21 protein-coding genes and 2 tRNA genes are annotated in these 24556 nt (G+C 59.5%); 8 read left to right on the top strand and 15 right to left on the bottom strand.

What is annotated here, in order from left to right:
• Nucleotides 1–31 precede the first annotated feature (31 nt).
• Nucleotides 32–484, top strand: coding sequence for a hypothetical protein (locus Thiofri_RS08705; protein WP_009148282.1), 453 nt, complete (start codon nucleotides 32–34; stop codon nucleotides 482–484).
• A 12-nt stretch (nucleotides 485–496) separates the two neighbouring features.
• On the opposite strand, the gene trxC is transcribed toward Thiofri_RS08705, so the two are convergent.
• Nucleotides 497–931 (bottom strand): thioredoxin TrxC, encoded by a 435-nt coding sequence (gene trxC / locus Thiofri_RS08700; RefSeq protein ID WP_009148281.1) that lies wholly within the window; start codon nucleotides 929–931, stop codon nucleotides 497–499.
• A gap of 108 nt (nucleotides 932–1039) precedes the next feature.
• Between trxC and trxA the strand changes: the two genes are divergently transcribed.
• Nucleotides 1040–1903 carry a thioredoxin gene (trxA, locus tag Thiofri_RS08695; protein WP_009148280.1) on the top strand — a complete coding sequence of 288 codons (864 nt, stop codon included), beginning with the start codon at nucleotides 1040–1042 and terminating at the stop codon, nucleotides 1901–1903.
• Here trxA and tilS read toward each other — a convergent pair.
• Both tilS and Thiofri_RS08685 read right to left on the bottom strand, forming a co-directional pair.
• Nucleotides 1897–3393: a tRNA lysidine(34) synthetase TilS gene (tilS, locus tag Thiofri_RS08690; RefSeq protein ID WP_009148279.1), complete on the bottom strand. Its 1497-nt coding sequence runs from the start codon at nucleotides 3391–3393 to the stop codon at nucleotides 1897–1899. The genes trxA and tilS overlap by 7 nt on opposite strands.
• On the bottom strand, nucleotides 3356–4312 hold the full coding sequence (locus Thiofri_RS08685) for an acetyl-CoA carboxylase carboxyltransferase subunit alpha (protein WP_009148278.1): 957 nt from the start codon (nucleotides 4310–4312) through the stop codon (nucleotides 3356–3358). Before Thiofri_RS08685 ends, tilS begins: the two co-directional genes overlap by 38 nt.
• Nucleotides 4313–4546: 234 nt before the next feature.
• On the opposite strand from Thiofri_RS08685, the gene ppc reads away from it, so the two are divergent.
• The gene (gene ppc, locus Thiofri_RS08680; RefSeq protein ID WP_040856408.1) at nucleotides 4547–7309 is read left to right on the top strand and encodes a phosphoenolpyruvate carboxylase; all 2763 of its coding nucleotides are present in this window, start codon (nucleotides 4547–4549) and stop codon (nucleotides 7307–7309) included.
• On the opposite strand, the gene Thiofri_RS08675 is transcribed toward ppc, so the two are convergent.
• From Thiofri_RS08675 to Thiofri_RS08660, 5 genes are all read right to left on the bottom strand, one after another.
• Nucleotides 7306–8409: a phosphoglycerate mutase gene (locus Thiofri_RS08675; protein WP_143741867.1), complete on the bottom strand. Its 1104-nt coding sequence runs from the start codon at nucleotides 8407–8409 to the stop codon at nucleotides 7306–7308. The two genes, ppc and Thiofri_RS08675, sit on opposite strands and share 4 nt — an antisense overlap.
• A 229-nt stretch (nucleotides 8410–8638) precedes the next feature.
• The gene (locus tag Thiofri_RS08670) at nucleotides 8639–9076 is read right to left on the bottom strand and encodes a type II toxin-antitoxin system VapC family toxin (protein ID WP_009148275.1); all 438 of its coding nucleotides are present in this window, start codon (nucleotides 9074–9076) and stop codon (nucleotides 8639–8641) included.
• A 3-nt stretch (nucleotides 9077–9079) separates the two neighbouring features.
• On the bottom strand, nucleotides 9080–9325 hold the full coding sequence (locus Thiofri_RS24740) for a FitA-like ribbon-helix-helix domain-containing protein (protein ID WP_390166335.1): 246 nt from the start codon (nucleotides 9323–9325) through the stop codon (nucleotides 9080–9082).
• Nucleotides 9326–9463: 138 nt separating this feature from the next.
• Entirely contained in the window at nucleotides 9464–9643 is a 180-nt protein-coding gene (locus Thiofri_RS08665) for a DUF427 domain-containing protein (protein WP_040855681.1), read from the bottom strand.
• 308 nt (nucleotides 9644–9951) lie between these two features.
• Complete coding sequence (locus Thiofri_RS08660; protein ID WP_009148273.1) at nucleotides 9952–11541, bottom strand: peptide chain release factor 3; 1590 nt, start codon at nucleotides 11539–11541, stop codon at nucleotides 9952–9954.
• A gap of 120 nt (nucleotides 11542–11661) precedes the next feature.
• Here Thiofri_RS08660 and Thiofri_RS08655 point away from each other — a divergent pair, with 120 nt between their 5' ends.
• On the top strand, nucleotides 11662–12090 hold the full coding sequence (locus Thiofri_RS08655; protein ID WP_009148272.1) for a rhodanese-like domain-containing protein: 429 nt from the start codon (nucleotides 11662–11664) through the stop codon (nucleotides 12088–12090).
• A gap of 169 nt (nucleotides 12091–12259) precedes the next feature.
• Here Thiofri_RS08655 and cowN read toward each other — a convergent pair whose 3' ends face one another.
• The 3 genes from cowN to glgB all read right to left on the bottom strand — a co-directional run bounded on the left by cowN (nucleotide 12260) and on the right by glgB (nucleotide 16732).
• Nucleotides 12260–12529 (bottom strand): N(2)-fixation sustaining protein CowN, encoded by a 270-nt coding sequence (gene cowN / locus Thiofri_RS08650; protein WP_223296725.1) that lies wholly within the window; start codon nucleotides 12527–12529, stop codon nucleotides 12260–12262.
• 168 nt (nucleotides 12530–12697) lie between these two features.
• Nucleotides 12698–14230, bottom strand: a complete 1533-nt coding sequence (gene dacB, locus Thiofri_RS08645; RefSeq protein WP_051023834.1) for a D-alanyl-D-alanine carboxypeptidase/D-alanyl-D-alanine endopeptidase — start codon at nucleotides 14228–14230, stop codon at nucleotides 12698–12700.
• A gap of 57 nt (nucleotides 14231–14287) precedes the next feature.
• On the bottom strand, nucleotides 14288–16732 hold the full coding sequence (glgB, locus tag Thiofri_RS08640; RefSeq protein ID WP_009148269.1) for a 1,4-alpha-glucan branching protein GlgB: 2445 nt from the start codon (nucleotides 16730–16732) through the stop codon (nucleotides 14288–14290).
• A gap of 328 nt (nucleotides 16733–17060) precedes the next feature.
• Here glgB and malQ point away from each other — a divergent pair, with 328 nt between their 5' ends.
• Nucleotides 17061–18581, top strand: coding sequence for a 4-alpha-glucanotransferase (gene malQ / locus Thiofri_RS08635; RefSeq protein ID WP_009148268.1), 1521 nt, complete (start codon nucleotides 17061–17063; stop codon nucleotides 18579–18581).
• An 81-nt stretch (nucleotides 18582–18662) separates the two neighbouring features.
• On the opposite strand, the gene Thiofri_RS08630 is transcribed toward malQ, so the two are convergent.
• The 3 genes from Thiofri_RS08630 to Thiofri_RS08620 all read right to left on the bottom strand — a co-directional run bounded on the left by Thiofri_RS08630 (nucleotide 18663) and on the right by Thiofri_RS08620 (nucleotide 21579).
• Nucleotides 18663–19280, bottom strand: a complete 618-nt coding sequence (locus tag Thiofri_RS08630) for a YceI family protein (RefSeq protein WP_009148267.1) — start codon at nucleotides 19278–19280, stop codon at nucleotides 18663–18665.
• Nucleotides 19281–19412: 132 nt separating this feature from the next.
• Nucleotides 19413–20804 carry a sensor histidine kinase gene (locus Thiofri_RS08625; RefSeq protein ID WP_040855678.1) on the bottom strand — a complete coding sequence of 464 codons (1392 nt, stop codon included), beginning with the start codon at nucleotides 20802–20804 and terminating at the stop codon, nucleotides 19413–19415.
• A gap of 76 nt (nucleotides 20805–20880) precedes the next feature.
• A complete protein-coding gene (locus Thiofri_RS08620) occupies nucleotides 20881–21579 on the bottom strand; it encodes a response regulator transcription factor (protein ID WP_009148265.1) in 699 nt (232 codons plus the stop codon).
• 170 nt (nucleotides 21580–21749) lie between these two features.
• Between Thiofri_RS08620 and Thiofri_RS08615 the strand changes: the two genes are divergently transcribed.
• A tRNA-Arg gene (locus Thiofri_RS08615) sits at nucleotides 21750–21826 on the top strand.
• A 19-nt stretch (nucleotides 21827–21845) separates the two neighbouring features.
• Nucleotides 21846–21921 (top strand) — tRNA-Asn (locus Thiofri_RS08610).
• A 61-nt stretch (nucleotides 21922–21982) separates the two neighbouring features.
• On the opposite strand, the gene Thiofri_RS08605 is transcribed toward Thiofri_RS08610, so the two are convergent.
• Nucleotides 21983–23032 carry a site-specific integrase gene (locus Thiofri_RS08605; RefSeq protein WP_009148264.1) on the bottom strand — a complete coding sequence of 350 codons (1050 nt, stop codon included), beginning with the start codon at nucleotides 23030–23032 and terminating at the stop codon, nucleotides 21983–21985.
• A 605-nt stretch (nucleotides 23033–23637) separates the two neighbouring features.
• Between Thiofri_RS08605 and Thiofri_RS08600 the strand changes: the two genes are divergently transcribed.
• Nucleotides 23638–24363, top strand: coding sequence for a hypothetical protein (locus tag Thiofri_RS08600; RefSeq protein ID WP_009148263.1), 726 nt, complete (start codon nucleotides 23638–23640; stop codon nucleotides 24361–24363).
• The last annotated feature ends 193 nt before the right edge of the window (nucleotides 24364–24556 follow it).

The raw sequence follows: 24556 nt of genomic DNA, 5'->3' as shown, positions 1-24556 counted from the left end.
GCGATGAATCCGGCAACAGAAAGGACACGACATGGGCCTGACAATCAAAAAGAAAGTCGAGCATTTCCAAAACCTTCTTGTTAACGCGGAAAGTTTCTCCGACTCGCTCAATTACTTTCTCGACGAGATCGCGACCGATGACAGCTTCATGGATGGCTGTCAGCCGCTCAACAACGACAATGTGATCGCCGTTTTGCTGGCTGTCGCCGAGAGCATACACGCCAACGCTGGCGGCAACGAGAAGGACAAGGCCGAGGCGCAGGTGTTGCAAATGAACAAAAAATACAAATTCGCGCACGGAACATGTCGCATAGGCAAAAACATGGCCATACTGGCTTATTTGCGCGAACTCGACATGGGCGTCGCCGGGTTACCCAGCCAGGCAGACCCCTCAATGGTGATTTTTGCCCGCTTTACCGGCCATGGCGTTGAAATGCCCGCCGGCGCCATTCCCGCTTTTGATCGCTCGGGATACAAGCACTGACGCATCGAGACCTCAAAGCGCCCCCTTGATCCAACGCTCCAGCCCACTCGCGTCCATCGCGCCCGAGGTCCGCGCCAGTTCACGACCTTGGCGGAACACAATCATGGTGGGAATACTGCGGATGCCAAAGCGCATGGCCAGGCGCTGATCCTTTTCTGTGTTCACCTTGGCCAGACGCGCTTGGGGCTCCAGTCGCTGCGCCGCCTGAGCAAAGGCCGGCGCCATCATTTTGCACGGACCACACCAGGGTGCCCAGAAATCCACCACCAGCGGAACGCCGCTGCGCGAGGCATGGCGATCAAAGGTTTTCTCGGTCAGCTCCAGCGGGCGGCCTGTGAAGAGCGTATCGTGGCATTTTCCGCACTTGGCCTCGACCAGTGGCCGGCTGGCAGGCACGCGGTTGATCGCGTCGCAGTGGGGACAAACCAAATGGATTGCATCGGACATCTTAGACTCCTGTTCGACCTGACTTGATTCTCCGGCCAAGGATGACCAAACTTCGGGGCTTCTGGCAATGTTGTTTGCAACTTCCGCACGGATTTGAGAAAGACTCCCATGGCTGACTCTCCTCATGTTGTCACGGTCACCGCTGAAACCTTCCAATCGGTGGTTCTTGATGGTTCCCTCCAGCGTCCGGTGCTGGTCGACTTCTGGGCCGACTGGTGCGCACCCTGCCGGCAGCTCATGCCCATGCTGGCCAAGCTGGCGGATGAATATGGCGGCAAGTTTCTGCTGGCCAAGGTCGATACCGAGGCTGAACAAGCACTGGCCATGCAGTTTGGCATCCGCAGCCTGCCAACGGTACAGTTGTTCAAAGATGGGCGCGCGATTGACCAATTCATGGGCGCCTTGCCCGAGGGACAAGTGCGTGAATTCCTCGAACGCCACCTCCCGAACGAAGGCGACAAGCTCATCGCCACTGCGCGCGCGCTCATGGTCAAAGACGAATTTGACGCCGCCGAGGCCAAGCTGGCCGAGGCCGAACAGCTCGGCGTCGGCGAGCAGCAGCTCTTTGTCCCGCGCGCCGAGTTGCTAGCGGCCCGTGGCGATCTGACTGCGTTGGAAGCCGCGCTCGAGCACACCCCCGTCGAGTTAGTCGACACCCCGGAGGTCAAAGCCCTGCATGCGCGCCAGTTGTTTAGCCGCGCGCTGACCGGCGCACCCGATATCACCAGCCTCGAAAAACAGCTCGCCGCCGACGAGAACAACAGCGAGGCCAGATATCAACTCGCCGCGCGGTATTTTATGAGCGATAACCAGGAAGCCGCCTTCGATCACCTGCTCACCCTGATGCAGAAGGACCGCAGCTATGGCGAGGATGCCGCGCGCAAGGCCATTCTGATGGGCTTCGAACTCCTCGGTCACGACCATCCGTTGGTCACCAAGACACGCGGTCGGCTCTCGCGACTGCTTTACTGAGTCCCTGATCCAGCGCCCGGTAGCGACATCTCTGCTTCTGGCGCCAAGCTTTCGGCATCGCCGAGGATTTCTGTCAGCCCGGCAGTTACCCCAAGCGCATGCCGCCAGCACAACGCCGTCAAGCGGCCATCACAGAGCGCGACCCCAGCCACGGCCACAAGCTGCTCGCCGGCAAAGACCAGAGGCACATAGGGTCGCAGCCAGGCCGGCACCCCCTGCTGCTGAAACAACGCCTTGAGATGACGGTTCGGGCCATCGGGTCGCGGCCGGCATCGCAGACCAGTCAGGCCAAAGCGCACCTGGAGAGCGCCTGCGTCCAGCATGGACGCAGCATGGGACGCCGGCCGGCTCAGTTCGCCCAGACGTCCACCCAAATGCAAGGGCTGACCGGCAGGCCAGTCCATGCTGGCCACCGGTGCCGGTGGCAAGGGCTCCAGCGCGAAGAGATCATCGCGATAACGCCGCAGCTCGCAGCCAGACCAGGCCACGAGCGGACTGGCATCGGCGCGGGCAGCCAGCAGACTTTGGCTAATCTGCTCGAGTCGGCGGTGATTGGGCATGCGAAATCCCCGCTGCGCCAACCAATGGCGCAACACCGCATGACGGCGATCACGCGGCATCGACAGCAACCCACTCACTGAGAGCCTTTCCGGCGCGCTGCCTGCCGCGTTAGCTAACCAGTCGGCGCCGGCGGTCTCGAGAAGTTTGGCAGCTTCGCCGCAATGGGCAGCAGCGCGCGCCAGGGTCGCGGAGGCCGCCGGCCAACGCTCACGCAGCAGCGGCAAGATGCGCTGGCGCAGATAGTTGCGATCAAGGGCTGTGTTCTGGTTGCTCGGGTCTTCAATCCATTCGAGCCCATGGGCGCTCGCATAGGCGGCGATTTGCGCCCCGGTGCAATGGAGCCAGGGACGCACAGCCTGCCCCGCACCCAGGACGCGATTGCGAGGAATAGCCGCCAGCCCTTTGACGCCAGCCCCGCGCAACAGCGCAAGCAGCAGGGTCTCGGCCTGATCATCCTGGTGCTGTGCAATCCACAACTGCTCGCCGGGCGCGAGCAGTTGCTGCCAGACCGCCCAACGCGCCTCGCGCGCGGCTTCTTCCGGACTCTGACCAGGCTGTGGCGCCGCAGCGACTGTCTGCACCCGAATCGGCACCGCCAGCGCAGCACAGCAGGCACGACAGTGCTCGGCCCAGTCGGCAGAATTGGGGTGAATGCCGTGATCAATATGCACAGCGCCGAGCTGCGGACGCAGGGCCTGCGGCAATGAATTCACCAGCTGAACGGCAGCATGCAGCAACGCCCTGGAGTCGCGCCCACCGCTGAATGCAATCCATACCCGTGCGGCGCTGTGCTGCGCCAGGCTCAGCCGCAGCGCATCCTGCAATGGCCCGGCTGCATCAATGGCGGGATCGATTTCAGCATCGATACCGGCATCCGGCCAGGGGGGAGTCTCAGGCTTTAAAGCGCCCGAACCCGCGCAGGCGTTCATAGCGCAGGGCCTGAAGTTGGCCGACATCGAGCGCGTCGAGTTCCTCGAGCGCGGCGATCAGCGTGGCCTTGAGGGTGGCGATCATGGTCTCAGTGTCGCGATGGGCTCCACCAAGCGGCTCGGGCACCACCTCGTCGATCAGCCCCAGGTCATTGAGCTTATCGGAGGTAATGGCCATGGCCTCGGCCGCGAGCTGGGCTTTTTCGGCGCTTTTCCACAGGATGGAGGCGCAGCCCTCAGGGGAGATGACCGAGTAGGTGCTAAATTGCAGCATCAGCAGGCGGTCGGCCACGCCGATGGCCAAAGCCCCACCCGAACCACCCTCACCGGTGACGGTGGCGACAATGGGCACCGAGAGTGCCGCCATTTCCTGCAGATTACGCGCGATGGCCTCACTCTGGCCGCGTTCCTCGGCACCCACGCCGGGGTAGGCGCCCGGGGTGTCGATAAAGGTGAGAATGGGCAGGCCAAAGCGCTGGGCCATGTGCATCAGCCGCAGTGCCTTGCGGTAGCCCTCGGGTCGTGGCATGCCGAAGTTGCGGGCGATTTTTTCTTTGGTATCGCGGCCTTTCTGATGGCCAATCAGCATCACCGGGCGCCCATTGAGGCGCGCCAGACCGCCGACGATGGCTTTGTCATCGGCAAAGGTGCGGTCGCCATGCAACTCCTCGAAGTCCTCGAAGATGCGATTGGCATAATCGAGCAAATAAGGCCGCAGCGGATGGCGCGAGAGTTGGGAGATCTGCCAGGGCGTCAGCGAGGCAAAAATCTGTTCGGTCAGCTCGCGCTTTTTGGTCTCGAGATGCTCGATCTCCTCGGCGATGTTGATTTCATTATCATCACCGACGTGGCGTAGCTCTTCGATCTTGGCAGCAAGCTCGGCGACCGGTTGTTCGAATTCGAGGAAGTTAAGGTCCATAGGGCGCCAATTCTAATCGAAACCGGGGCGCTTCCGACAGCCCCCGATGAATATTCGTCTGCGAATAACTGGCCTGCCAGGCACGCAGGTTTTTGTCACCACGTCATGGCCGGGGTAGTATGCGCTCACTCATCCACAGAGGTTCAAACCGAATGGAGCATCGCCTTGACGCTGCCTGAACTCACAGCGACACCGGAGACAACGCTACAAGCGCCGACGGAGTCCGTCACCGGCGTGGACCGCGACATCGAACTCTTCGCCAGCCTGCTCGGCGAGGTGCTGCGCGAGCACAGCCGCAAGCGGGTATTGGTGATCGTCGAGCGCCTGCGCGAAGGTTTTCTGGCCTTACGGGCAGAAGACGACCCCAAGCTGCGCGGCAAGCTGATGAAGCGCATCGACGGGCTCGACCCGCAGACGCTCTCTGAGGTCATCCGCGCCTATACCATTTACTTCAGCCTGCTCAACATCGCCGAGGAGGTCAATGGCTATCAGCAACGCCGCTCCCTGGTGAGTGCCGGCGGCCGACTTTGGCCGGGATCATTCGACCACAGTCTGCGCCAGTTTGCCGAGGACGGCGTCACCCCCGGGCAGTTGCAAAGCTTGCTTGAACATCTGGCCTACATTCCGGTCTTCACCGCTCACCCGACCGAGGCCAAACGCCGCACCACGCTTGAGATCCAGCGGCGGATTTTCCTGCTCGCACTCGATCTGCATCGCCAAAAGCTCAATCAGGAAGAACAACAGGATCTGCTCGGGCAGATTCTGAACGAAATCCAAATTCTGTGGAAGACCGACGACGTACGGGTTCACAAGCCCAAGGTGACGGACGAGGTGCGCCAGGGGCTGTATTTCTTCCGCGAGTCGCTCTTTGGCATTGTGCCCCAGGTCTACCGCAATCTTGAGCGCGCTGCCCGCCGTGTTTACGGTGCCGACTGCCAGGTACGGGTGCCGAGTTTCATGCGCTTTGGCTCCTGGATTGGCGGCGACCGTGATGGCAACCCCTTCGTGCGCCCGGAAACCACCGAACTCGCCGTGCGCATGCACTGCGAAATGGCCCTGACCGAATACATCGCCCGCGTCACAGACCTAAGCCGGCGCCTGAGCCATTCCAGCGCCCTGAGCGAACCTTCGCCCCGCTTTCTTGACAGCCTGGACGATGACGAAGACTACTGGCTCGACACCATGAGCCAGAGCCAGCGTCGTTATGTGCATGAGCCCTATCGACGCAAGCTGGTCATCGTCGGCCATCGGCTGGAGGCAGATCTCAAACGGGTGCGCGCGCGCATTCATGGCGAGGAGACCGACCTGCCCGAGGGCTACGCCGATGCTCGGACCTTCCTGAACGATCTTCACCTGATTCGCGACTCCTTAATCAGCCAGGGCGATGCCAATGCCGCCGAGGGACGGTTAAAAGACCTGATCCGCCTGGTGGAGACCTTCGGCTTTCACCTGATGCAGCTCGACATCCGCCAGGAGTCGAACCGACATACCGAAGCGGTGATCGAGCTCTTCGCCCGCCAGCCGGGCGCCCCTCTTTACGAGGCTTTCAGCGAAGAGCAAAAACTCATTGCACTCGGCGAGGCCATCGCCCACCCACATCCCTTTATCATCGACAAGGGCACCCTCACCGCTGAGACGCGCGAGACACTTGAGGTGTTTGAAGTGGTCGCGCGCATGCGTGCTGAGGTCGGCCGCGACACCTTCGGCGCCTATGTGATCTCCATGACCCACAGCGCGAGCCATGTGATGGAGGTCATGCTGCTCGGGCGCCTGGCCGGTCTGGCTGGCAAGACGCCCGCTGGCTGGTTCTGTGATCTGCTGATCGCACCGCTGTTTGAGACCATCGACGACCTCGAGCGCATTGATCGGGTGATGGGCACCCTCTTTGATGATCCAACCTACGCCGCCCTGCTCAAGGCCTCCGGCAATCTGCAGGAGGTCATGCTCGGCTACTCAGACTCCTGTAAGGACGGCGGCATTCTGTCCTCAGCCTGGAAGCTCTATGAGGCACAGGAGAAAATCATTCACCTTGCCGATGAACGCGGCATCATGTGCCGGCTGTTCCACGGACGCGGCGGCACCATCGGCCGCGGTGGCGGCCCGACGCACGAGGCGATCCTGTCCCAGCCATCCGACACTGTGCATGGGCAAATCAAATTCACCGAACAGGGCGAGGTGCTGTCCTACCGCTATGCCAACCCAGAAACCGCACTCTATGAGCTGACGGTCGGCATCAGCGGCCTGATCAAAGCCAGCCGCTGCCTGGTCGAGCCCATCCCCGAGGTACGCAAGGATTATCTTGGCATCATGGCCGAGATCGCCGCCCAGGGCGAGTCCGTCTACCGTGAGCTGGTCGCCGGCACACCCGCATTTCTGGATTATTTCTATGAGGTTACCCCACTCGATGCCATCGCGCTGTTAAACATCGGTTCGCGACCATCGCATCGCAAAAAGGCGGATCGCTCGCTGAAATCCATCCGTGCCATCCCCTGGGTGTTCGGCTGGGCGCAATCTCGTCACACCCTGCCCGCCTGGTACGGCATCGGCTCAGCCATTGAGCGCTGGCGTGGCGCGGACTTGGAACGCCTGGCCAAGCTGCAAAAGATGTATCACGAATGGCCCTTCTTCCGCGCCATGCTGAGCAACACCCAGATGTCGCTCTTCAAGGCCGAGATGCACATCGCCCATGAATATCTGCGCCTGGCCCAGGACCAGCCGGCTGCGGAGGAAATTTTCGCCCGCATTCAAGAAGAATATCAGCGCACCCTGACACAGGTGCTGAACATCGCCGGCCTGCACGAGTTGATGGAAGAAACGCCCGATCTACAAACCTCCCTCTATCGCCGCAACGCCTACCTCGACCCGCTCAACCATGTGCAGATCGCCCTGCTTGAGCGCTATCGCGGCGAAGACACCCAGGAAGAACGCGAGCATTGGCTCGACCCGCTGCTGCGCTCCATCAACGCTATTGCGGCCGGAATGCGCAACACCGGTTAGTGCCGTCGGTGCACGGCGGCACGCGCTGCCGCCAGGCCGCCTGAACGACGCCAACCAAGATGCCTGCCGAGCCAGTGGCTTAAGTGCCCTGTCCACCCGGATGGCCGTATCCATGTTGCGCCACTGCCGTCGTGCAAATGCACTGAAAACCGCTGGCCCCTGCGGTGCCCAGGCCCATCCAGCACCCAGGCCACAAGGGGCGCAAGCCCCCGGTCAAGTTGCTGCAAAGCCGCTTCCCAACCAGGCAGATCGCCCCGCCGCAGGGCATCACCGAGTTCCATGTCGACGAGCAACACCCGCCCGGATGGGGTGTTCGCCATCAGTTCCGGCAACCCGCTGTCAGTCAAGCTTGCCGTTGGCACCCCGCCAGCACGCGCCAGCCCCAGCACCAACGGATCATTGCCAATGACCAGCTCGAGATCCGGCGCCAGCTCAAGCGACGCAAACTCCCCTGCCCCCGACAGCCAGAGTCCATTGATCGCGGCCCGCCTGGCCTCGGCGCGCGCTTGATTAACCGGCGACTGATACATCAGCATTTGCGCCTCGTTCATCAGCGCATTCCAGCGCCCGGCGTCGCCGCCGCTTGGCATCACATCCGCCAGAGTCCCACCCATCACCGCCCGCAGCGGGCGCGTGCGCAGCGCGACCGGCCCCGGCGCACGCAGATACCAGCGCCCGGGAACAGGCGCATGCAGCAGAATGCCATCGGCACTGAAATGCGCATTCAGCTCAGCAATCAACACGCGCGCCTCGCCCGGCGCAATCCCCAGCGTGCGGCTATCAAACAACCGCAGTTGATCCCGGTCCGGGCGCAAATGCACGGGGTCGGCATGCAACCAGAAGCCTTCGCCATCCCAGTTCGGGTCATCCACGCTCAGGCAATAAGGCGCAGTTGGCCAGACCTCGGCAAAGGCCGCATCCAACCCAAAAGCCGTGTTGAGCGCATTCAAGTCGGCAGTTGATGCCTGCGCAGCGACCACCGACTGGCTGGCAAGTCGCGCATTGGCAAGAAGATGATCGAGCGCTGGCGTTGGCAGATCCGCCACCAATGGCAATCCCGGCAGCCCAAAAAGACCGGGGATCAACAGCTCAATTGTCACCTCGACATCAGCGAAACCTTTGCGAGTCGCTCGCGAAAAAGAGGATGCGGACATGGCGGCCATTATAAGCAAGATCGCCCCACCTCCCCTTAGCGCAGAGCTACCGGCCTCGTCTGCGTAGTCGAGGCACAGTGGGCTATGTTTCTAAAGGGGTAGATTCACGATCACTGGAGATTTGGTTCAGGTTGCAACCCCCCATGGCGAACGGATTGTGCAAATGGCAGCAATATCAGCTTGGCTGCGCGCGATCATCTTGCCAAGGATTGACCAAACGTAAATCGGCCAGAAAGTCGAAATCCGCTACATTCCGAGTCACCAACGCCAGTGAGTTCTCGGAAGCAATCGCCGCTATCTGGGCATCCTCGACAGACATCGGTCGACCAGCGATCTTGGACTGGGACCGAATCTTCGCGTAGGCCACTGTGGCAGCGCAATCCAGCGGCAGACAACGCGACGAAAACTCTTGGATGACGACCTGTGCCGCCCGCTGCAAACCGGCTTTGCGCTTACCGTCTGGCAACAATGCGATACCCGATTCGATCTCCGCCTTGACCACAGCGGGAAAATACAGGTGTTTTGCTGGTTGCGCGTCCAACCATTCGATGACTCGCTGATCTGGAGATGGCTTCATCCATTCGGAAACGACATTGATATCCAACAGGAACATGGATCAATCGTCTTCCACGAAAGGGGCTGATCGGGGCAAGCTCCGAGCGGGCAATTCCAGTTCACCACCGCCGGACAATTCCACTATTTGGTGGTGAAGACGGGTGCCTAGACCCCTTTGGTGACTGCCGGGTAGCAGAACCTCACGCAAGATTCGCCGCGTTTCCTCTTCCATCGAGCAACCGTGTTGTGCGGCTTTGATGCGAAGTCGAGACTTGATCGCTTCATCCAGGTTTCTAACGGTCAGCATGGCCATGCGGTTTCTCCGCCTGTCTTGTATGCAACGACTGCACTCTATGCTTTGCATGCGTAGAACGCAAGGCTGTCAGAATCGCCACGGAGAATCAGCCTGGCGTCGCTCGCGGATTGCCGCAGTCGACCCTAAACTTTAGTCGCCGTTGCTGACGGGCTGGCCGCGAGCCTTCGATGGCATCATCGTCACTAGCGCATCGCGGATCAGGCCCTTGGGGCCTTTGATGTGAAAATACTCAGCCTTGCCTTTACATTCACACAGGGTGCGGCGAGCAGAGAGCTCCAGCAGCGACTGATCGACGGCTTCTGGCGGCAATCAGCGCCTTGGCATCGAGCAGGTCAAGCTCAGCTCCCAGCGCAAGGCGCTACAGGCGCTGAAAAAGACGCAGCCGGATTGCGCCGACCAGTCGCGGATCTGGCGCCAGCCTATGGCAGGCTGAGAGACCGCTCATGCCTCCCTCTGGAGCGGCTTCTCGCCACAGACACACATGGGGTAGAGCTTGAGTTCGCTGGCGAACAAGGTTATTCGATCAATCTACATGGCCTCCGATGTCCAGCCGACGAACAGCTCGGCCCAGTGCCTAGCATCCATCGGTACAAGTGTCCACACCAGAGCGAGATAAGCTAGAGCTCGCGGGTAGCGAGAAAGTCGATTTCCGGCCAGCGTTCCTGGGTGAGTTGCAGGTTGACGCGGGTTGGGGCTAGATAGACGAGTTGGTCGTCGCCGTCGACGGCAAGATTCTCGTAGGCTTTCTCCTCGAAACGGGCGAGCATTTTTGGGTCTTCGCAGCGCACCCAGCGTGCTAGGGCGACGCTGACGGGCTCGACAACGGCCTCCACGCCATACTCATCGCGCAGACGATAGGCGGCGACGTCAAATTGCAGGATGCCCACGGCGCCGAGGATGAGGTCGTTGTTCTTGCGCGGGCGGAAGACCTGGGTGGCGCCCTCCTCGCACAACTGGAGCACGCCTTTTTGCAGGGCTTTCATCTTCAGTGGGTCTTTTAACACCACACGGCGGAAGAGTTCCGGGGCGAAATATGGAATGCCTTCGTACTTGAGATCTTCGCCCTCGGTGAAAGTGTCGCCGATCTGAATGGTACCGTGGTTGTGCAGACCGATGATGTCGCCCGGCCAGGCTTCTTCGACATGGCGGCGCTCGTCGGCTTGAAAGGTAATGGCATTGGCGACCTGCACCGCTTTGCCGATGCGCACATGGCGCATTTTCATGCCCTTTTTATAGCTGCCGGAGCAGACGCGCAGAAAGGCCACCCGGTCGCGGTGGGCAGGGTCCATATTGGCCTGGATTTTGAACACAAAACCACTGAAGGCCGACTCCTGTGGCTCGACCAGCCGCGAGCGAGTTTGGCGCGACAGGGGTGCTGGCGCATAGTCAACGAAAGCGTCGAGCAGTTCCTTGACGCCAAAATTGTTGATCGCAGAACCAAAAAACACCGGCGTCTGGATGCCAGCCAGGTAGTCGGCATGATCGAAGTCGTGACTGGCGCCCTGCACCAGTTCGAGTTCATCGCGCAGTTCCTGGGCCTGGTCGCCGACGATTTCATCCAGGCGCGGATTGTCGAGACCATCAATCACCTCGCCTTCCTGAATACGCCCGCCGTGGGTGGCGCTGAACAGATGGGTGCGATCATGGCGCAGGTCATAGACGCCTTTGAAGCGCTTGCCCATGCCAATTGGCCAGGTCACAGGCGCACACTGGATTTTCAGTACGGATTCGATTTCGTCGAGAATCTCGATAGCGTCGCGTCCCTCACGATCGAGCTTATTGACGAAGGTGAGAATGGGCGTGTTGCGCAACCGGCACACATCCATCAGCTTGATGGTGCGCTCCTCGACACCCTTGGCCACGTCGATCACCATCAAGGCCGCATCCACAGCGGTCAGGGTGCGGTAGGTGTCCTCAGAAAAGTCCTCATGGCCGGGGGTGTCGAGCAGATTAACGATAGCCTCGCCATAGGGAAACTGCATCACCGAGGAAGTCACCGAGATACCGCGTTGCTTTTCCAGCTCCATCCAGTCCGAAGTCGCATGGCGCGCGGCCTTGCGCCCCTTGACAGTGCCGGCCATCTGGATGGCGCCGCCGAATAGCAACAGCTTTTCGGTCAGTGTGGTCTTGCCAGCATCCGGGTGGGAGATAATGGCGAAGGTGCGGCGCTTGACAAGCTGCGCCTCAAGCGGCGAGAGCTGGGACATGATCTCGGTTCTCAAGTGCGGAAAAACCCGCCATGATACCGCTTGCCGACCTGGATCGGCCACCGCGACGCGGATGAAAACAAAAATTGCATCAAATACCCCTACAAGGAGAACACTCAGATGACCACCGACTTGCCACACAGCTTGACCCCACAAGAAGCGATGGACCTGCTCACCGAACATCCGGCGGCCATCCTGGTGGACATTCGCTCGACCATGGAATTTCTGTTTGTCGGCCACCCCAAAGGGGCCGTGCATGTGCCTTGGATCGACGAGCCGGACTGGACCGTGAACCCTCAGTTCGCCACCGAGATTCGCAAGCTGCTGCTGGGCGGCGCGGTGTGCGAGCCCGGTCAGCTCTGCGCGCCCGTGGTGCTGATCTGCCGCAGTGGCAAGCGCTCGCTGGAAGCCGGCAAGGCGCTGATTCAAGACGGACTAAGCGCGGTTTATCATGTCGATGAGGGATTCGAGGGGGATCTGGACGAACACCATCACCGCAGCAGTCAAGGTGGTTGGCGTTTTCGCGGACTGCCCTGGGAGCAATGCTGAAAGCACCGCGCCTGACTTGCCCCACTTGCCGATCTTTGGCGGACACTCGCCTTTCACTGCTGTGCGGCGAACGCGATACTGCCAATATCCGCCACCTTGTTCGATCAGCCCCGGCCCTATTGGCCGTGGGCGGATTCTCGCGCTGCTTGGCGGCTGAGGGAGGGGCCTCTCAGCAGCACTCTTCTTCCAGGGCCTCGAGAAGTTCATTGCCCTGCTCATCGTCGTCTAGCGCGAACAGTTCGCGTAGTGCATTCACGTGGCTGCCGACAAAGAACAACTCATCCTGTCCGCGCTGCTCAGCCTCGGCCAGTTTTGTCACAAAATAGCCGGTCCATTGTGAGCCTTCCCCCAATTCCGCAATGCGGTGACGCACCATAGCGACAAGCTGCTGTGCGCGCTGATCGCAGTCGATCCCTTCAAAGCTGATGTAACGATCCACTGTTTGACTTGCACCCATCATATCCTGTGTGACTCCTACTGCTTGCGTTTATCATTGCCAAAGACTGTCGGATTCTTAAGCAAAAAACGGGCAAACAATGGGCCGGGCTTTGGCTTGCCCAGGGGCTCTCGGCCCAGACCGTCAGGATTCTTTCTCGGCAAAAGGCTATTAGTCGCCGCTGTCGGTTGGCAGGGGGGCCCCGCGATAGACCCAGCGGAGAATCTCGTGGTGCACGGCGTGGCCGCGCCAGGCACCCAGAGCCTGGCCATCCTGACCATTGACCAGCACTGCCACAATCCAGCGCCTGTCGTTGCGGTCGAGCACATAGCCGGCAATGCAGCTTGCGTCCCGCACAGTGCCAGTCTTGAGATGCGCGCGCCCGGCAATGGGCTCGCGGCGCAGACGCCGGCGGGTGGTGCCATCGACACCGGCGATAGACATGGAGGCCAGCAGCTCGGGCATCCACGGCTGGCGGTAGCTCCAGCTCAGCAGTTCGCCCAGACTGCCGGCACTGATGCGGGTCTCGCGCGACAGGCCGGAGCCATTGTCGGCCACCAGCTCCGGCATGGGCAGGCCGCGCTTATTGAGCCAAGCATTGATGGTATCGCGGGATTTCTCAAGCGTACCGGGAGCCCCTTTTTCGCTCGCGCCAAGAGTCAAAAACAGCATCCGCGCCATCAGGTTATTGCTGTTTTTGTCAATGTCGCGAATAATGACTCCCAGCGGCTGCGACAGCGCGCGGTGGAACTGACGCGCGCCCTTGGGCACCTTGCCGAGGCGAATCTTGCCGCCAATACTGCCGCCCAGATCCCGCCACAAGGCGTCCACAGCGGCAGCGGCATGCTGCTCAGGTGTGAGCAGCAGCCGCCCGACCTGCTCCTCGCCGCATTCATCGGCAAAGGTGCCAGAGATACGCAATTTGGGACCGGCGGTTTCGGTGGCTGGGATAAAGGTCGCGATTGGATTGTGATAACGCCGGGCGCAGGGCGCGTCGACCAAGCGCGCTTCATTGACGATTTCGACCCCGGTCAGCGGCGGCTCGGTATAGACGCCAACACCGTTATTGACCCAGTCGCGGTAGATGTGAATGTCCGTGACCTGACGGTTGACGCTCAAAGCCGACGGCAGGGCGTTGTAGCTGCGCTGGGCAGCGCCGTCAAAGTCGCCGCGCTCCTGTTCCGGCGGGGCCAGAAAGCTGTTATCGAGCACCACGTCTCCCTCGATGGCGATCAACCCCTTGACGCGCAACGCGCGCAGGATGCCGGCAAAGGCATCGGCTGTGAGATAGGGGTCACCATAGCCCTGGATGTAGAGATTGCCCTGAAGTTGCCCTCCGACCACGCGGCCATCAACGTACACATCGGTTGCCCAGTGATAATTCGGACCAAGAATGTCGAGCCCGGCAATGCTAGTCAGGAGTTTAATCACCGATGCCGGCACTCGCGGCGTCTCGGGGTTGACCAGCAATCGCGGCTCCTCGGCATCGACAGCGCGCACATAAACGCTAACCTGGCTGATGTCGAGCCCCCATTCGGACAGTTGGGCATCAAGCTTGCCCGGCAAGGTGGTGGCGGGAGCGGCACGCGCGCCCGTTGTCGTCAACAAGGCCGCAGCCAGGATCAAGCTCATGGCCAATGCGAACGACACCGTCCGCACTGCCATCAGGAACAGATCAAGCAGCCGGGCAACAGGCAGCATCATTCGACGGCCTGATTGTCCCCGCTTCGGCCAAGTGCCTTTGGCAACCAGAGCCGACATTCAGCCCGGACGCTGGGTTTCAGAATCGGCCACAACCCCGGATGGCGCCTGCGATGGCTCGGCGGAATTCGGGGCATCGGCGCCCGGCGCCAGCGCGCTGGTGGTTTCACTTGCTTGATCCCTGGCCTGATCGCTGTTCGGACCACTGGCCTGGTCCATCTGGGGGTCGCCTTCCGGCCGCACCGCAGCCTTGCCGATCGCCGGCTCATCGGCTGCGAGGGATTCATCAGGCTCCAACACCATGATGACGCCCGCCAGTGGTGGCAGAGCAATGGGAATGGAGTGTTCTCGCCCCATCCAACTCAATGCCTCGGAATGCACACCGCCTTGATTGCCAACATTGCTACCGCCGTAAAAGGCACCATCGGAATTGATTGCCTCACGGTAGAAACCGGCGCGCGACACACCGATGCGATAATTCTCGCGCGGCACCGGGGTGAAATTAAAGGCAGCCGCGACAATCTGCTTTTGATCCTTCGACTTGCGCACAAAGCTCAACACCGATTGGGAGCTATCGTGACAGTCAATCCACTCGAAACCACTGCTGTCAAAATCCACCTGATGAAGCGCCGGCAAGTCCTGATACAGCCGATTTAAATCCGCAACAATCTGCTTGATACCCAAGTGCGGCTGGCGCTCGAGCAGATACCAGTCGAGTGCCTCGTCGAAGTTCCATTCCTGCCCCTGGGCGAATTCACAGCCCTGGAACAGCAGCTTCTTGCCCGGATAGGCATACATGAAGGTATAAAGCAGCCGCAGCGAGGCGAATTTCTGCCAGGCATCACCCGGCATTTTGTCGATCATTGAGCGCTTACCATGAACCACTTCATCGTGCGAGAAAGGCAGCACAAAGTTCTCGGTAAAGGCATAGAGCAGCCCGAAGGTGAGCAGGTCATGATGGTAATGGCGGTAGATGGGGTCCTTCTCCATATAGGAGAGTGTGTCGTGCATCCAACCCATATTCCATTTCATGCTGAAGCCGAGACCACCCAAGTAGGTTGGGCGCGAAACCTGCGGCCAAGAGGTGGACTCCTCGGCAATCATCAGGGTGCCAGGATGCTGCTCGTGGGTGACTGTGTTTAACTGCCGCAGAAATTCAATCGCATCGAGATTTTCATTACCGCCGTATTTATTCGGTATCCATTCGCCTTCCTTGCGCGAATAGTCCAGATAGAGCATGGACGCCACGGCATCGACGCGCAGGCCGTCGATATGATATTCATCCAGCCAATAAAGCGCGCTTGAGAGCAGGAAGTTCTTCACCTCATGGCGCCCGAAATTAAAGATGTAGGTTCCCCAGTCGCGGTGCTCACCCTGACGCGGATCAGCGTGCTCAAACAGCGCCGTCCCATCAAAACGCCCGAGCGCCGTTGTATCACGCGGAAAGTGCGCCGGCACCCAGTCAAGCAGCACGCCAATGCCGCGCTCGTGCAGATGATCGACAAAAAAACGAAAATCGTCCGGAGTGCCAAAACGAGCAGTCGGCGCAAAATAGCCGGTGGCCTGATAGCCCCAGGAGGCGTCGAGCGGATGTTCAGTGACGGGCATCAGCTCAATGTGGGTAAACCCCATGGTTGCGCAGTAATCGCCCAGGCGCTCGGCCAAATCCCGATAATTCAGAAAGCCGCCATCTTCGGCGCGCTGCCAGGAGCCCAGATGCACCTCATAGACGGACAGCGGCTGCTCTTGCCAGTTACGCTTGGCGCGCTGCTCCAGCCATTGCGCATCGCGCCATTGAAACGCACTCGGCCCCTGCAAAATCGCCGCCGTCTCCGGGCGCTTCTGAAAGGCGTTGCCATAGGGATCGATCTTGACCAGCGGCAGACCAGCCTGATCGCGAATCTCAAACTTATAAAGTTGGTCTGGCGCGAGCCCAGGGATGAACAACTCCCACACGCCAGTACCCGGTCGAACGCGCATCGGATGAACACGCCCATCCCAGTCGTTAAACTCCCCGATCACGCTAACGCGCGCCGCGCTCGGCGCCCAGACCGCGAAGGCGAAGCCCTCTATGCCATCCTCGCCCCTCTCCCCAGTCCCTTCAAGGCGACGTTGGTGGGCACCAAGAAAGCGATAGGCATGCCAGTGACGCCCCTCGCCGAACAGATGCAGGTCGAAGTCACTCAACTGCGGGCCAAAGAGGTAAGGGTCATACTGGGTATGGACTTGGCCCTGTTTGTCGTACCAGTCGATCAGATAATGGCCAGCGACCAGTTCTGCGTCGCCCTCCCACACGAAAAGATCGGTACCTGGCACACGGTCAAGCTCAAGCTGACCGCCGTTTAGTCGCACTCGCTCAGCCTGCGGCAGAAACACCCGCACCACAGCTCGCCCGTCCTCAAGCGCGTGGCGCCCAAGGACTTCAAAAGGGTCATGATGACGCGCTTCGACGATTAAGCGCAGCGGTTCCGGCAAGTTGCTGGGCGTCTTCTCGACAGTAGCCATGGTTTTAGCAGTTCCGCAGTGGGTAGTCTGAGTAAAGGCGGCGCACGCAAGCAGGCGCAGTGCGCTGAGTATGCAAGGCCGGGCATTTTTCGGGTCAGGATGATGGGACGCCAGAAGCTGGCGGCCAATCCTTCACTGAGTTGCAACTCTTAGGGTTGCAATTCTTAGGGTTGCAATTCCTGAGGTTGCCATGCCCAAAGTTGCGATGCCCGGCACCCTTGAAAGGCATAATGTTAACATAGGACAGACGCATTCCTGACGCGCCCCGTTCCACACCTGTGCCGATCTGGACTCTGACGCAGTACATCAACCCGGACCTGAAGCTTGCATGACATACCCTGACCAAAGATCCGCCGCCACGCTGCACCAGCGACGCGCGGGCCTGCTGCTGCACATCACCTCCCTGCCCGGCGCCGGTACCTGTGGCGATCTTGGCTGGGAGGCGTTCAATTTCGTCAACTTCCTGGCCGACAGCGGTCTGAGCGCCTGGCAGATGCTACCGGTTGGGCCGCCACAGGGCGATCTGTCGCCCTATCAGACCAGTTCGGCGCACGCGGGCGATCCGCGCCTCATCGGCCTGGACCCCTTACTCAAGTCGGGCTGGCTGGATCAACTTCCGGACAACCTTGATGACCCGCGCGCCAAGCCTGCCGCGCTGCGACTGGCCTACCACGGCTTCCGTCAGGTGGCAGGTGATGAGGATAAAGCCGCCCTCACCCGTTTTACCAGCCAGCACGACTACTGGCTTGAGGACTACGCGCTGTTTCGCGCCATCAGCGAGGACCGCGCCCAACCCTGGTGGCAGTGGCCCAAAGGATTGCGCAAACGCGAGAGCCGCGCGCTGAAGCAGGCAAGAACAAAACTGGCCGATCGGATCGAGTACATCCGCTGGGAGCAGTTTGTCTTTTTCACCCAGTGGGCCGCACTGCGCGAACATGCCAACAGCCGGGGCGTCAAATTATTTGGCGACATGCCCATTTTCGTCGCCCACGACAGCGCCGAGGTGTGGGCGCGACCGGATGACTTCGACCTGAATCCCGACGGCAGCACCCGTGTCGTTGCGGGCGTGCCGCCGGATTATTTCTCGGAAACCGGCCAACGCTGGGGTAACCCGCTGTACCGTTGGGATCGGCTCAAAAGCAATGGTTTCACCTTCTGGATCGAGCGCATCCGCACCCAACTCAGTCTATTCGACATTATCCGCATTGATCACTTTCGCGGCTTTGAAGCCTACTGGGAAATCCCCGCAAGCGAGCCGGTCGCCATCAACGGATGTTGGGTGCCGGCTCCCGGAGACGCATTATTCGAGCGCCTGGCTGCGGAGTTTGGCACCCTGCCGCTGGTGGCCGAGGACCTTGGCGTCATCACCGACGAAGTCACTGCGCTGCGCAAAAAATATGGCATGCCGGGGATGAAAATCCTGCAATTTGCCTTCGACGGCGGCGCAGACAACCCTTACCTGCCCTGTCGCCACGAGACGGACTCCGTCGTCTACACCGGCACCCACGACAACGACACCACGCTCGGCTGGTTCCGCTCGCTCGACGACGCGGACCGTTGGCACCTGGCCGATTATCTCGCCTACCCGGCCACCCCGCCCACAGGCGACCCTATCGGCGAGCCCATGCCCTGGCCACTAGTCCGCAGCGCCCTAGCGTCGGTTGCAAACCTCGCAATCATCCCGATGCAGGATGTGCTGGAACTGGACGGGAAATCACGCATGAACCGCCCTGGCACCACCAAGGGCAACTGGACCTGGCGTTTCGATTGGTCAGCAGTCGACCCGGGGCTGTCGGATCGCTTGCGCCATCTGGTGCAGCTCTATGGCCGCCAGCCAGATACCGACTGAGGCATCACCCAATCCCTCAGCCCCGTGCGCCAGCCTCTATCCAGCCAGCACCAAAAATCCAACGAAAAACGCGCGGCGGATTCAGTCCTGCGGCGCGTCCTCCGCGACCGGCTCACGCACAAAAGTCATCACAAAATTCACCGCCACCGCGTGACTGATACTCTCGAGACCGGCGATCTCTCGCAACTGCTCGATCCCGTCGCTCAGTCCAAACTTTTCGGCATCCAACACCAGCGGCTCGCGGCTAGCGACAAAAATCACATCGGGCGCCACCTTCGCCAGCTGTAGCTTCAGGGTCACCGGCTGCTCCTGTCCGTGCAGTGACAGCACCGCCTCGCCATGCAACTGCCCGATATCGCCGACCTGCATGCCATCAATCACCGCCGGATCGATCTTGGCGCTCAGGGTCGCCTGCGCATAATCGGTGGTCTTAAACAGCACCTCGCGCATGCGCTCATTGCGCACAGGAATCAGCGTCTCGACACTGTCGAGTTGCAGCGCTAGGTTCACCTGCCCATTCTCGTCAACCCGGCCAGTCATCTGCGTAAAGCTGTGAATCTCGGCGATGTCTTTGGCCTTGATCGAGATGAAGGACAAATGCGACTGTTCAGGCTCCAACACCCAATCAGCGGCGACGGGCAGCGTGGCGCTTGTCAGAACAGCGGCCAGTGTGAGCGCAGCAAAATTTTGGATTTTCATCGGTTTCTTCCCCTTTGCGATATTCCGGATCGTGAAACGACAGCGATGCGAGCCGGATGCCCGACACTATTCCCCATCGCTCTAGTCGGGAATATCGGGACGAGATCCATCACACCCAAGTGCCAAGAGCAATCAACCCGCCGCCGAAATGAGAATGCTGGCCCGCAAGCCGGGTGCGTTGTCGCCGAGTTCAAGCTTCCCCCTGTGCAGCTCAGCAACCGCGCGCACCAGGCTCAACCCAAGCCCACTGCCGGGACTTGAGCGACTGCCGTCCAGGCGAAAAAAACGCTCGCAAACCTTCTCGCGCCACTCAGGCGGAATGCCTGGCCCGGAATCCGCCACCGTCACGCGCACCTCGCGCCCTTGCCCGCTTGCTGCCAGTGCGATCAAGCCAATCGCCGGCGTGTATTTGATCGCATTATCCACTAGATTTGCACATGCCTGAAACAGCAGATCCCGGTCACCCACCAACCAGAGCTCGGCCGGCGCCGTCACCTCCAGACGCTGCTCGCGTTCGGCAGCCAAAGGCTCATAAAGCTCGGCGAGATCGCGCACCAAGTCCGCAAGGTTAAAAGACGCGAAGGCGGCTCGGCGACTGCCTGACTCGATCCGCGCGATGCGTAACAAGGCGTTGAAGGTGGCCAGCAATTCCTCGGCATCGGTCACTGCCTCTTCAGCTTCCGTTCGCGCAGCGGGCGGAAGCTGGCCCTGCACCAGCAGCTCCAACTTGGCGCGCAAACGCGTCAGCGGCGTGCGCAGATCGTGCGCAATATTGTCGGAAACCTCGCGTACACTGGCCATCAGTTGCTCAATGCGCGCGAGCATCCGGTTGAGGTTCGCGGCAAGCTGGTCGAACTCATCGCCACTGCCATCGGCAGGCACCCGCCGCGACAGGTCGCCCTCCATAATCTCGCGGCTCACCTGATTCACCGCCTCCAACCGTCGCACCACGCTGGCACTGATCAGCCAACCACCCAGCAGCGCCAGCGCGGCAGTGATGGCGAGCCCGGACCAGAGCGCGTCCAGCATCAAGTCCCGCACCGCGCTCAATTCGCGCACATCGCGCCCAACCAGCAGGCGCAGGTCCCCGCGCAGCCGAAACACCTTCGCCCGTGCCGCCATGGCCCGACCCTGCTCAGAGGATTGCACGCCAGCCGGATCGCGCACGCGAAAATCCATCCACCCAGTCGATGCAACGGGGTCCGGTGGCCAGCGGTTGAGATTGCCCACTAGCGCCTGCCCGTCATCATCCACCAGCAGATAGAGCGCCGCCCCGCCAGGATCACGCCGCAAGCGCTCAGCGATCACCGCTGTCAGCCCCCCGAGCCCGCGACGCCGATACTGCTCGGCAAGACCGCGAATTTCGGCGTTAATGGTTGCATCCGTCTGGCGCGCCATGTAGCCAGCCGTCGACCAGTAGGTAAAACCAAGCAAAAAGACCATGGAGGTTGCAAGCAACGCCACATACAAAAGAGCCAGGCGAAAAGTGGAACTCGCCACAATCGCACCCAGCCGCTCATGCACACGCCTGCCCACCACCGACCCGGCCACCAAAGAACCTGACCTGCCCCGCTTCACCGCTGAAGGCGCGCCCGGCATCTCAGCTCCCCGACTCAGGCGCATCCGGTGCCCGCATCACATAGCCTGCCCCACGCACCGTATGTAATAAGGAATAGGCGAAGCCTTTATCGATCTTGCCACGCAAGCGACTGACATGCACATCGATCACATTGGTCTGAGGATCAAAATGATAATCCCAGACATGCTCTAGCAACATGGTGCGCGTCACCACCTGCCCGGCATGTCGCAACAAATACTCCAGCAGCCGAAACTCGCGCGGCTGCAGCGCGATCCGCTCACCCGCGCGCGTCACCTCGCGTGCCAAAAGATCCATTTCCAAATCTCCCAACCGCAGACGGGTACTGGCCGCCTCGGCCGGCGATGTGCGCCGCATCAGCGCCTCGATCCGCGCCTGCAACTCTGAAAACACCGGCGGCTTAACCAGATAATCATCCCCCCCGGCACGCAGTCCTTCGACCCGATCATCCACATCGCCCAGCGCACTGAGAATCAGCACCGGCGTGCGATCACCCGAGGCACGCAAGGTCCGCAAAATCGTCAACCCATCCACCTGCGGCAAGAGGCGGTCAAGCAGCAACAAGTCGTACTCACTGCTCGCCGCCATCAACAACCCCTCACGGCCATCCTCGGCGACATCCACCAAAGCACCGATCTCCGCCAGGGCTTTCTTCAGATAAGCACCAAGCTGCACATCATCCTCAACCAACAGCACCCGCATCGCCAACTCCACCGAAAATGTGCCTGAAAACCTGCCAGTCTACCCCCGTAGGCAAGAGACTGAAGCCCGCAACCGACTCCAACACAACCCCAGCCACCAAGAGAACCCAACAAGCAAAAAAATTGCACCTTGACACGACAACCCAAAAACAAGAGAATAATCGGCTCGCAGCGCCCGTAGCTCAGCTGGATAGAGTACCTGGCTACGAACCAGGTGGTCGGGAGTTCGAATCTCTCCGGGCGCGCCACAACAAAAATCCGCTCAATTCCCCGATAGCTCAGTTGGTAGAGCAACTGACTGTTAATCAGTGGGTCCGTGGTTCGAGTCCACGTCGGGGAGCCAAAATCAAGTAGTTACGGCGATTCTGGACGTGACCCAGAATCGCACGTGACTAAAACGTGACTTACCCTTCCAGTGCGCCTACCGCCCGACGAATGTTATCGGGTGCGAGATGGGCGTACTTTTCGGTCATCGTGATCGAAGCATGCCCTAGAAGATCCCGGATCTCTGGTGTTGGCACCCCAGCGGTGGTCAGCCATGCCGCGCAGGTGTGGCGGAGATCGTGGATGCGAAAATCCTCGATCCCAGCTTTCCGACAAGCTGTCGCAAAACTTTTCTTCACCGTTGTGATCCGCTGGCCCTGGCCGTTGCAGAACACCCAAGGACTGTCAGGACAATGTTCTTGGCAGAATACCTGGCGACTCTGAATTGCCTTGTAAGCCACATCATTTAGCGGCACCGAACGCCGCCTTCCCGCCTTGGTATGCTGTCTTTCAAGAAAGATCAGGCGCCCTTCCAGGTCCACCCGAGACCACTCCAGCCCCAACATCTCCTGAGCACGGCAGCCGGTGTGCAAGGCCAGACGAATAAAGTCTGGCAAATGTGGTGCCCGAAAAGCGGTTTCCGCCTGCGCAATCAAGTTTTCAGCTTCCCTTCTGGTCAGATAGCGAATCCTCGCTTCCGGCTCTTGCAGTCTTCGCCCTTTCGCTGGATTCGGCAAGCTATCTATAAAGTCCCGGTTGTAACGATTAATCGCGGCTGATAACAAAGAAAGCTCGCGATTAATCGTAGCGTTAGAAACACCATCTTTCTTTCGCCGAGCAATATGTTCCCCAACCGCAACCGGCGTCAGCGCACGCATATCTTCGTTTTCAAAACTCTCGCGAAGATTTCTTGCGTGCAACAAATCATCCTTGTGACTTCGCTTGACAGATTCGGTCTCGTCAAGAAAGTACAGCATGACTTGTTCAAACGTGGCTGACTCGGGAGCATTCCATTGCTTTTGCTGAAATGCCTCTAACTTCCATTTCGCAAGGAGCGCTGCGGCTTCTTCCCTGTCCTGGGTCCCAGTCGAGCATCTAACTCTCTTCCCGCCTGAGTCTTTGTAGCTCGCCCACCAGTATGGCGAGTCTTTCCTTTGGTGCAGGCCGTCTTTGTCGTTTCGTTTGGCCATGGCGTATCTCCTGTATTCGGATTACGCATAGCCGATCCCTCCTTGACAGTATAGCCTAATTCGCACAAGCTATCAATGTACCCTTGTATTGACCTTGCAGTAATACGAGGTGCACGCCTCACAGGGTAAACGCGCTCAATCTTCTTTTGTTCAATCAGCCGTTGAAGCGAGCGCTTACTGATGCTCAAGCGCTCGGATGCTTGTTCATAGGTCAAGAGAAGCTTGTCAGTCATGGAATCGGCTCAGCGTAGAATTAAAAGACAAGTCCCGACAGAATTTCATTCCATCTCACTTAGCCTTTACGCTTTTGCTCGATACGCCATTGACCAAAATTAATATGAAGATTTATGTTTTATAACTTAGGAATCGAAAATAGAGCGCAATATTTTAAATAAATTAAGCGGCTAAAGTTTTCGTCATACTTTCTATGACAAGAAATCAAAAATATTTTCAACAGATTGTTGAAAACATGCTGATGGCTCCTTTGAGCAATCAGCAAGAAAAACACCCAGTATTCTTTTAACATCAAAAATGTTTCACACAATATGTGCAAAACATTGTTAAGTTGACTGAGAATCGTTCCCAAAACTTTTTCGGAGGTTCCGATGTACCAGAAAAACGAAAACGGTTACTTGGTGGTCCTGTCAGAGAACGCCCTGATCTCCCTTGTCCTGTCTTCGCTGGAAGCCTACGCGGTGGAAAAACGCGGAGCTCGAGGAAAAAACAAGAAGGAACTAGAGACTTACGGGAGCATTTACGGCCAGCACACAACACTTGCGGACGGTCGAACATTGTTCCGCCTGGAGATGGCTCAGACAGATACGACGGCTCGGCAAACAACATGCTCGGTTCAATATAGTGAAGAGGCGATTTCCCTGAAACGGGCTGCCCTTGGCGCGTTCTGGCCGCATCTTGACTACCTTGGCGACTTCCACTCGCACCCCTACGGAAACCTCACTGAAGCACGGAAGTGCCAAGGGTTCTATGTGTCAGAGGGTGACAGAGCCAACCTTGACCGCCACTGGAAGTCTTTCTGGAAAAACCTGCGTTATCGGCTAGGCTTGGTGGTAACAGTCGCTCCGATGCAGCGAGCACGGGAAAGCATGAGCTGGTGGGACGGAAAGGGACTAAACTGTTTGCAGTTCACCATCGGTAACTTTAGACTCTGGATTTCCGCCTTCTGTGTCTTTGAGGAAAACAGCAAGGGGTGCTACACCGAAGACCAGGATGAGGGCGTTGAGTTGTCAGCACCTGCCCTGACCGGTCTAGTTTGGGAACATGCAGAGTTCGGAAAATACAAAAACGGGGCTTTCGAGCTAGCGGCAGCGTAGGGAAAATGTTCCTGGAGACAGTTTCTGTGGGCTTTGCGTAAATCGGGTGTAGTGGAAAAAGTGTTTTCTGGATCGTTTCTGAGGCCAAAATGATTTCCATGACGCTAAGAGCGTAAAAGAACACCAGCACAGTCGCTCCAATGTGGGTCTCGTTCCCCGCCTTAGGTCTTCAGGTCTTCAACAGTTCAAAACT

The organism is Thiorhodovibrio frisius, from assembly GCF_033954835.1.
In the GTDB taxonomy this organism is placed as follows: Bacteria; Pseudomonadota; Gammaproteobacteria; order Chromatiales; family Chromatiaceae; genus Thiorhodovibrio; species Thiorhodovibrio frisius.
Note: the sequence above shows the minus strand (reverse complement) of the source record. Positions and strands in the feature narration are given on the sequence as shown.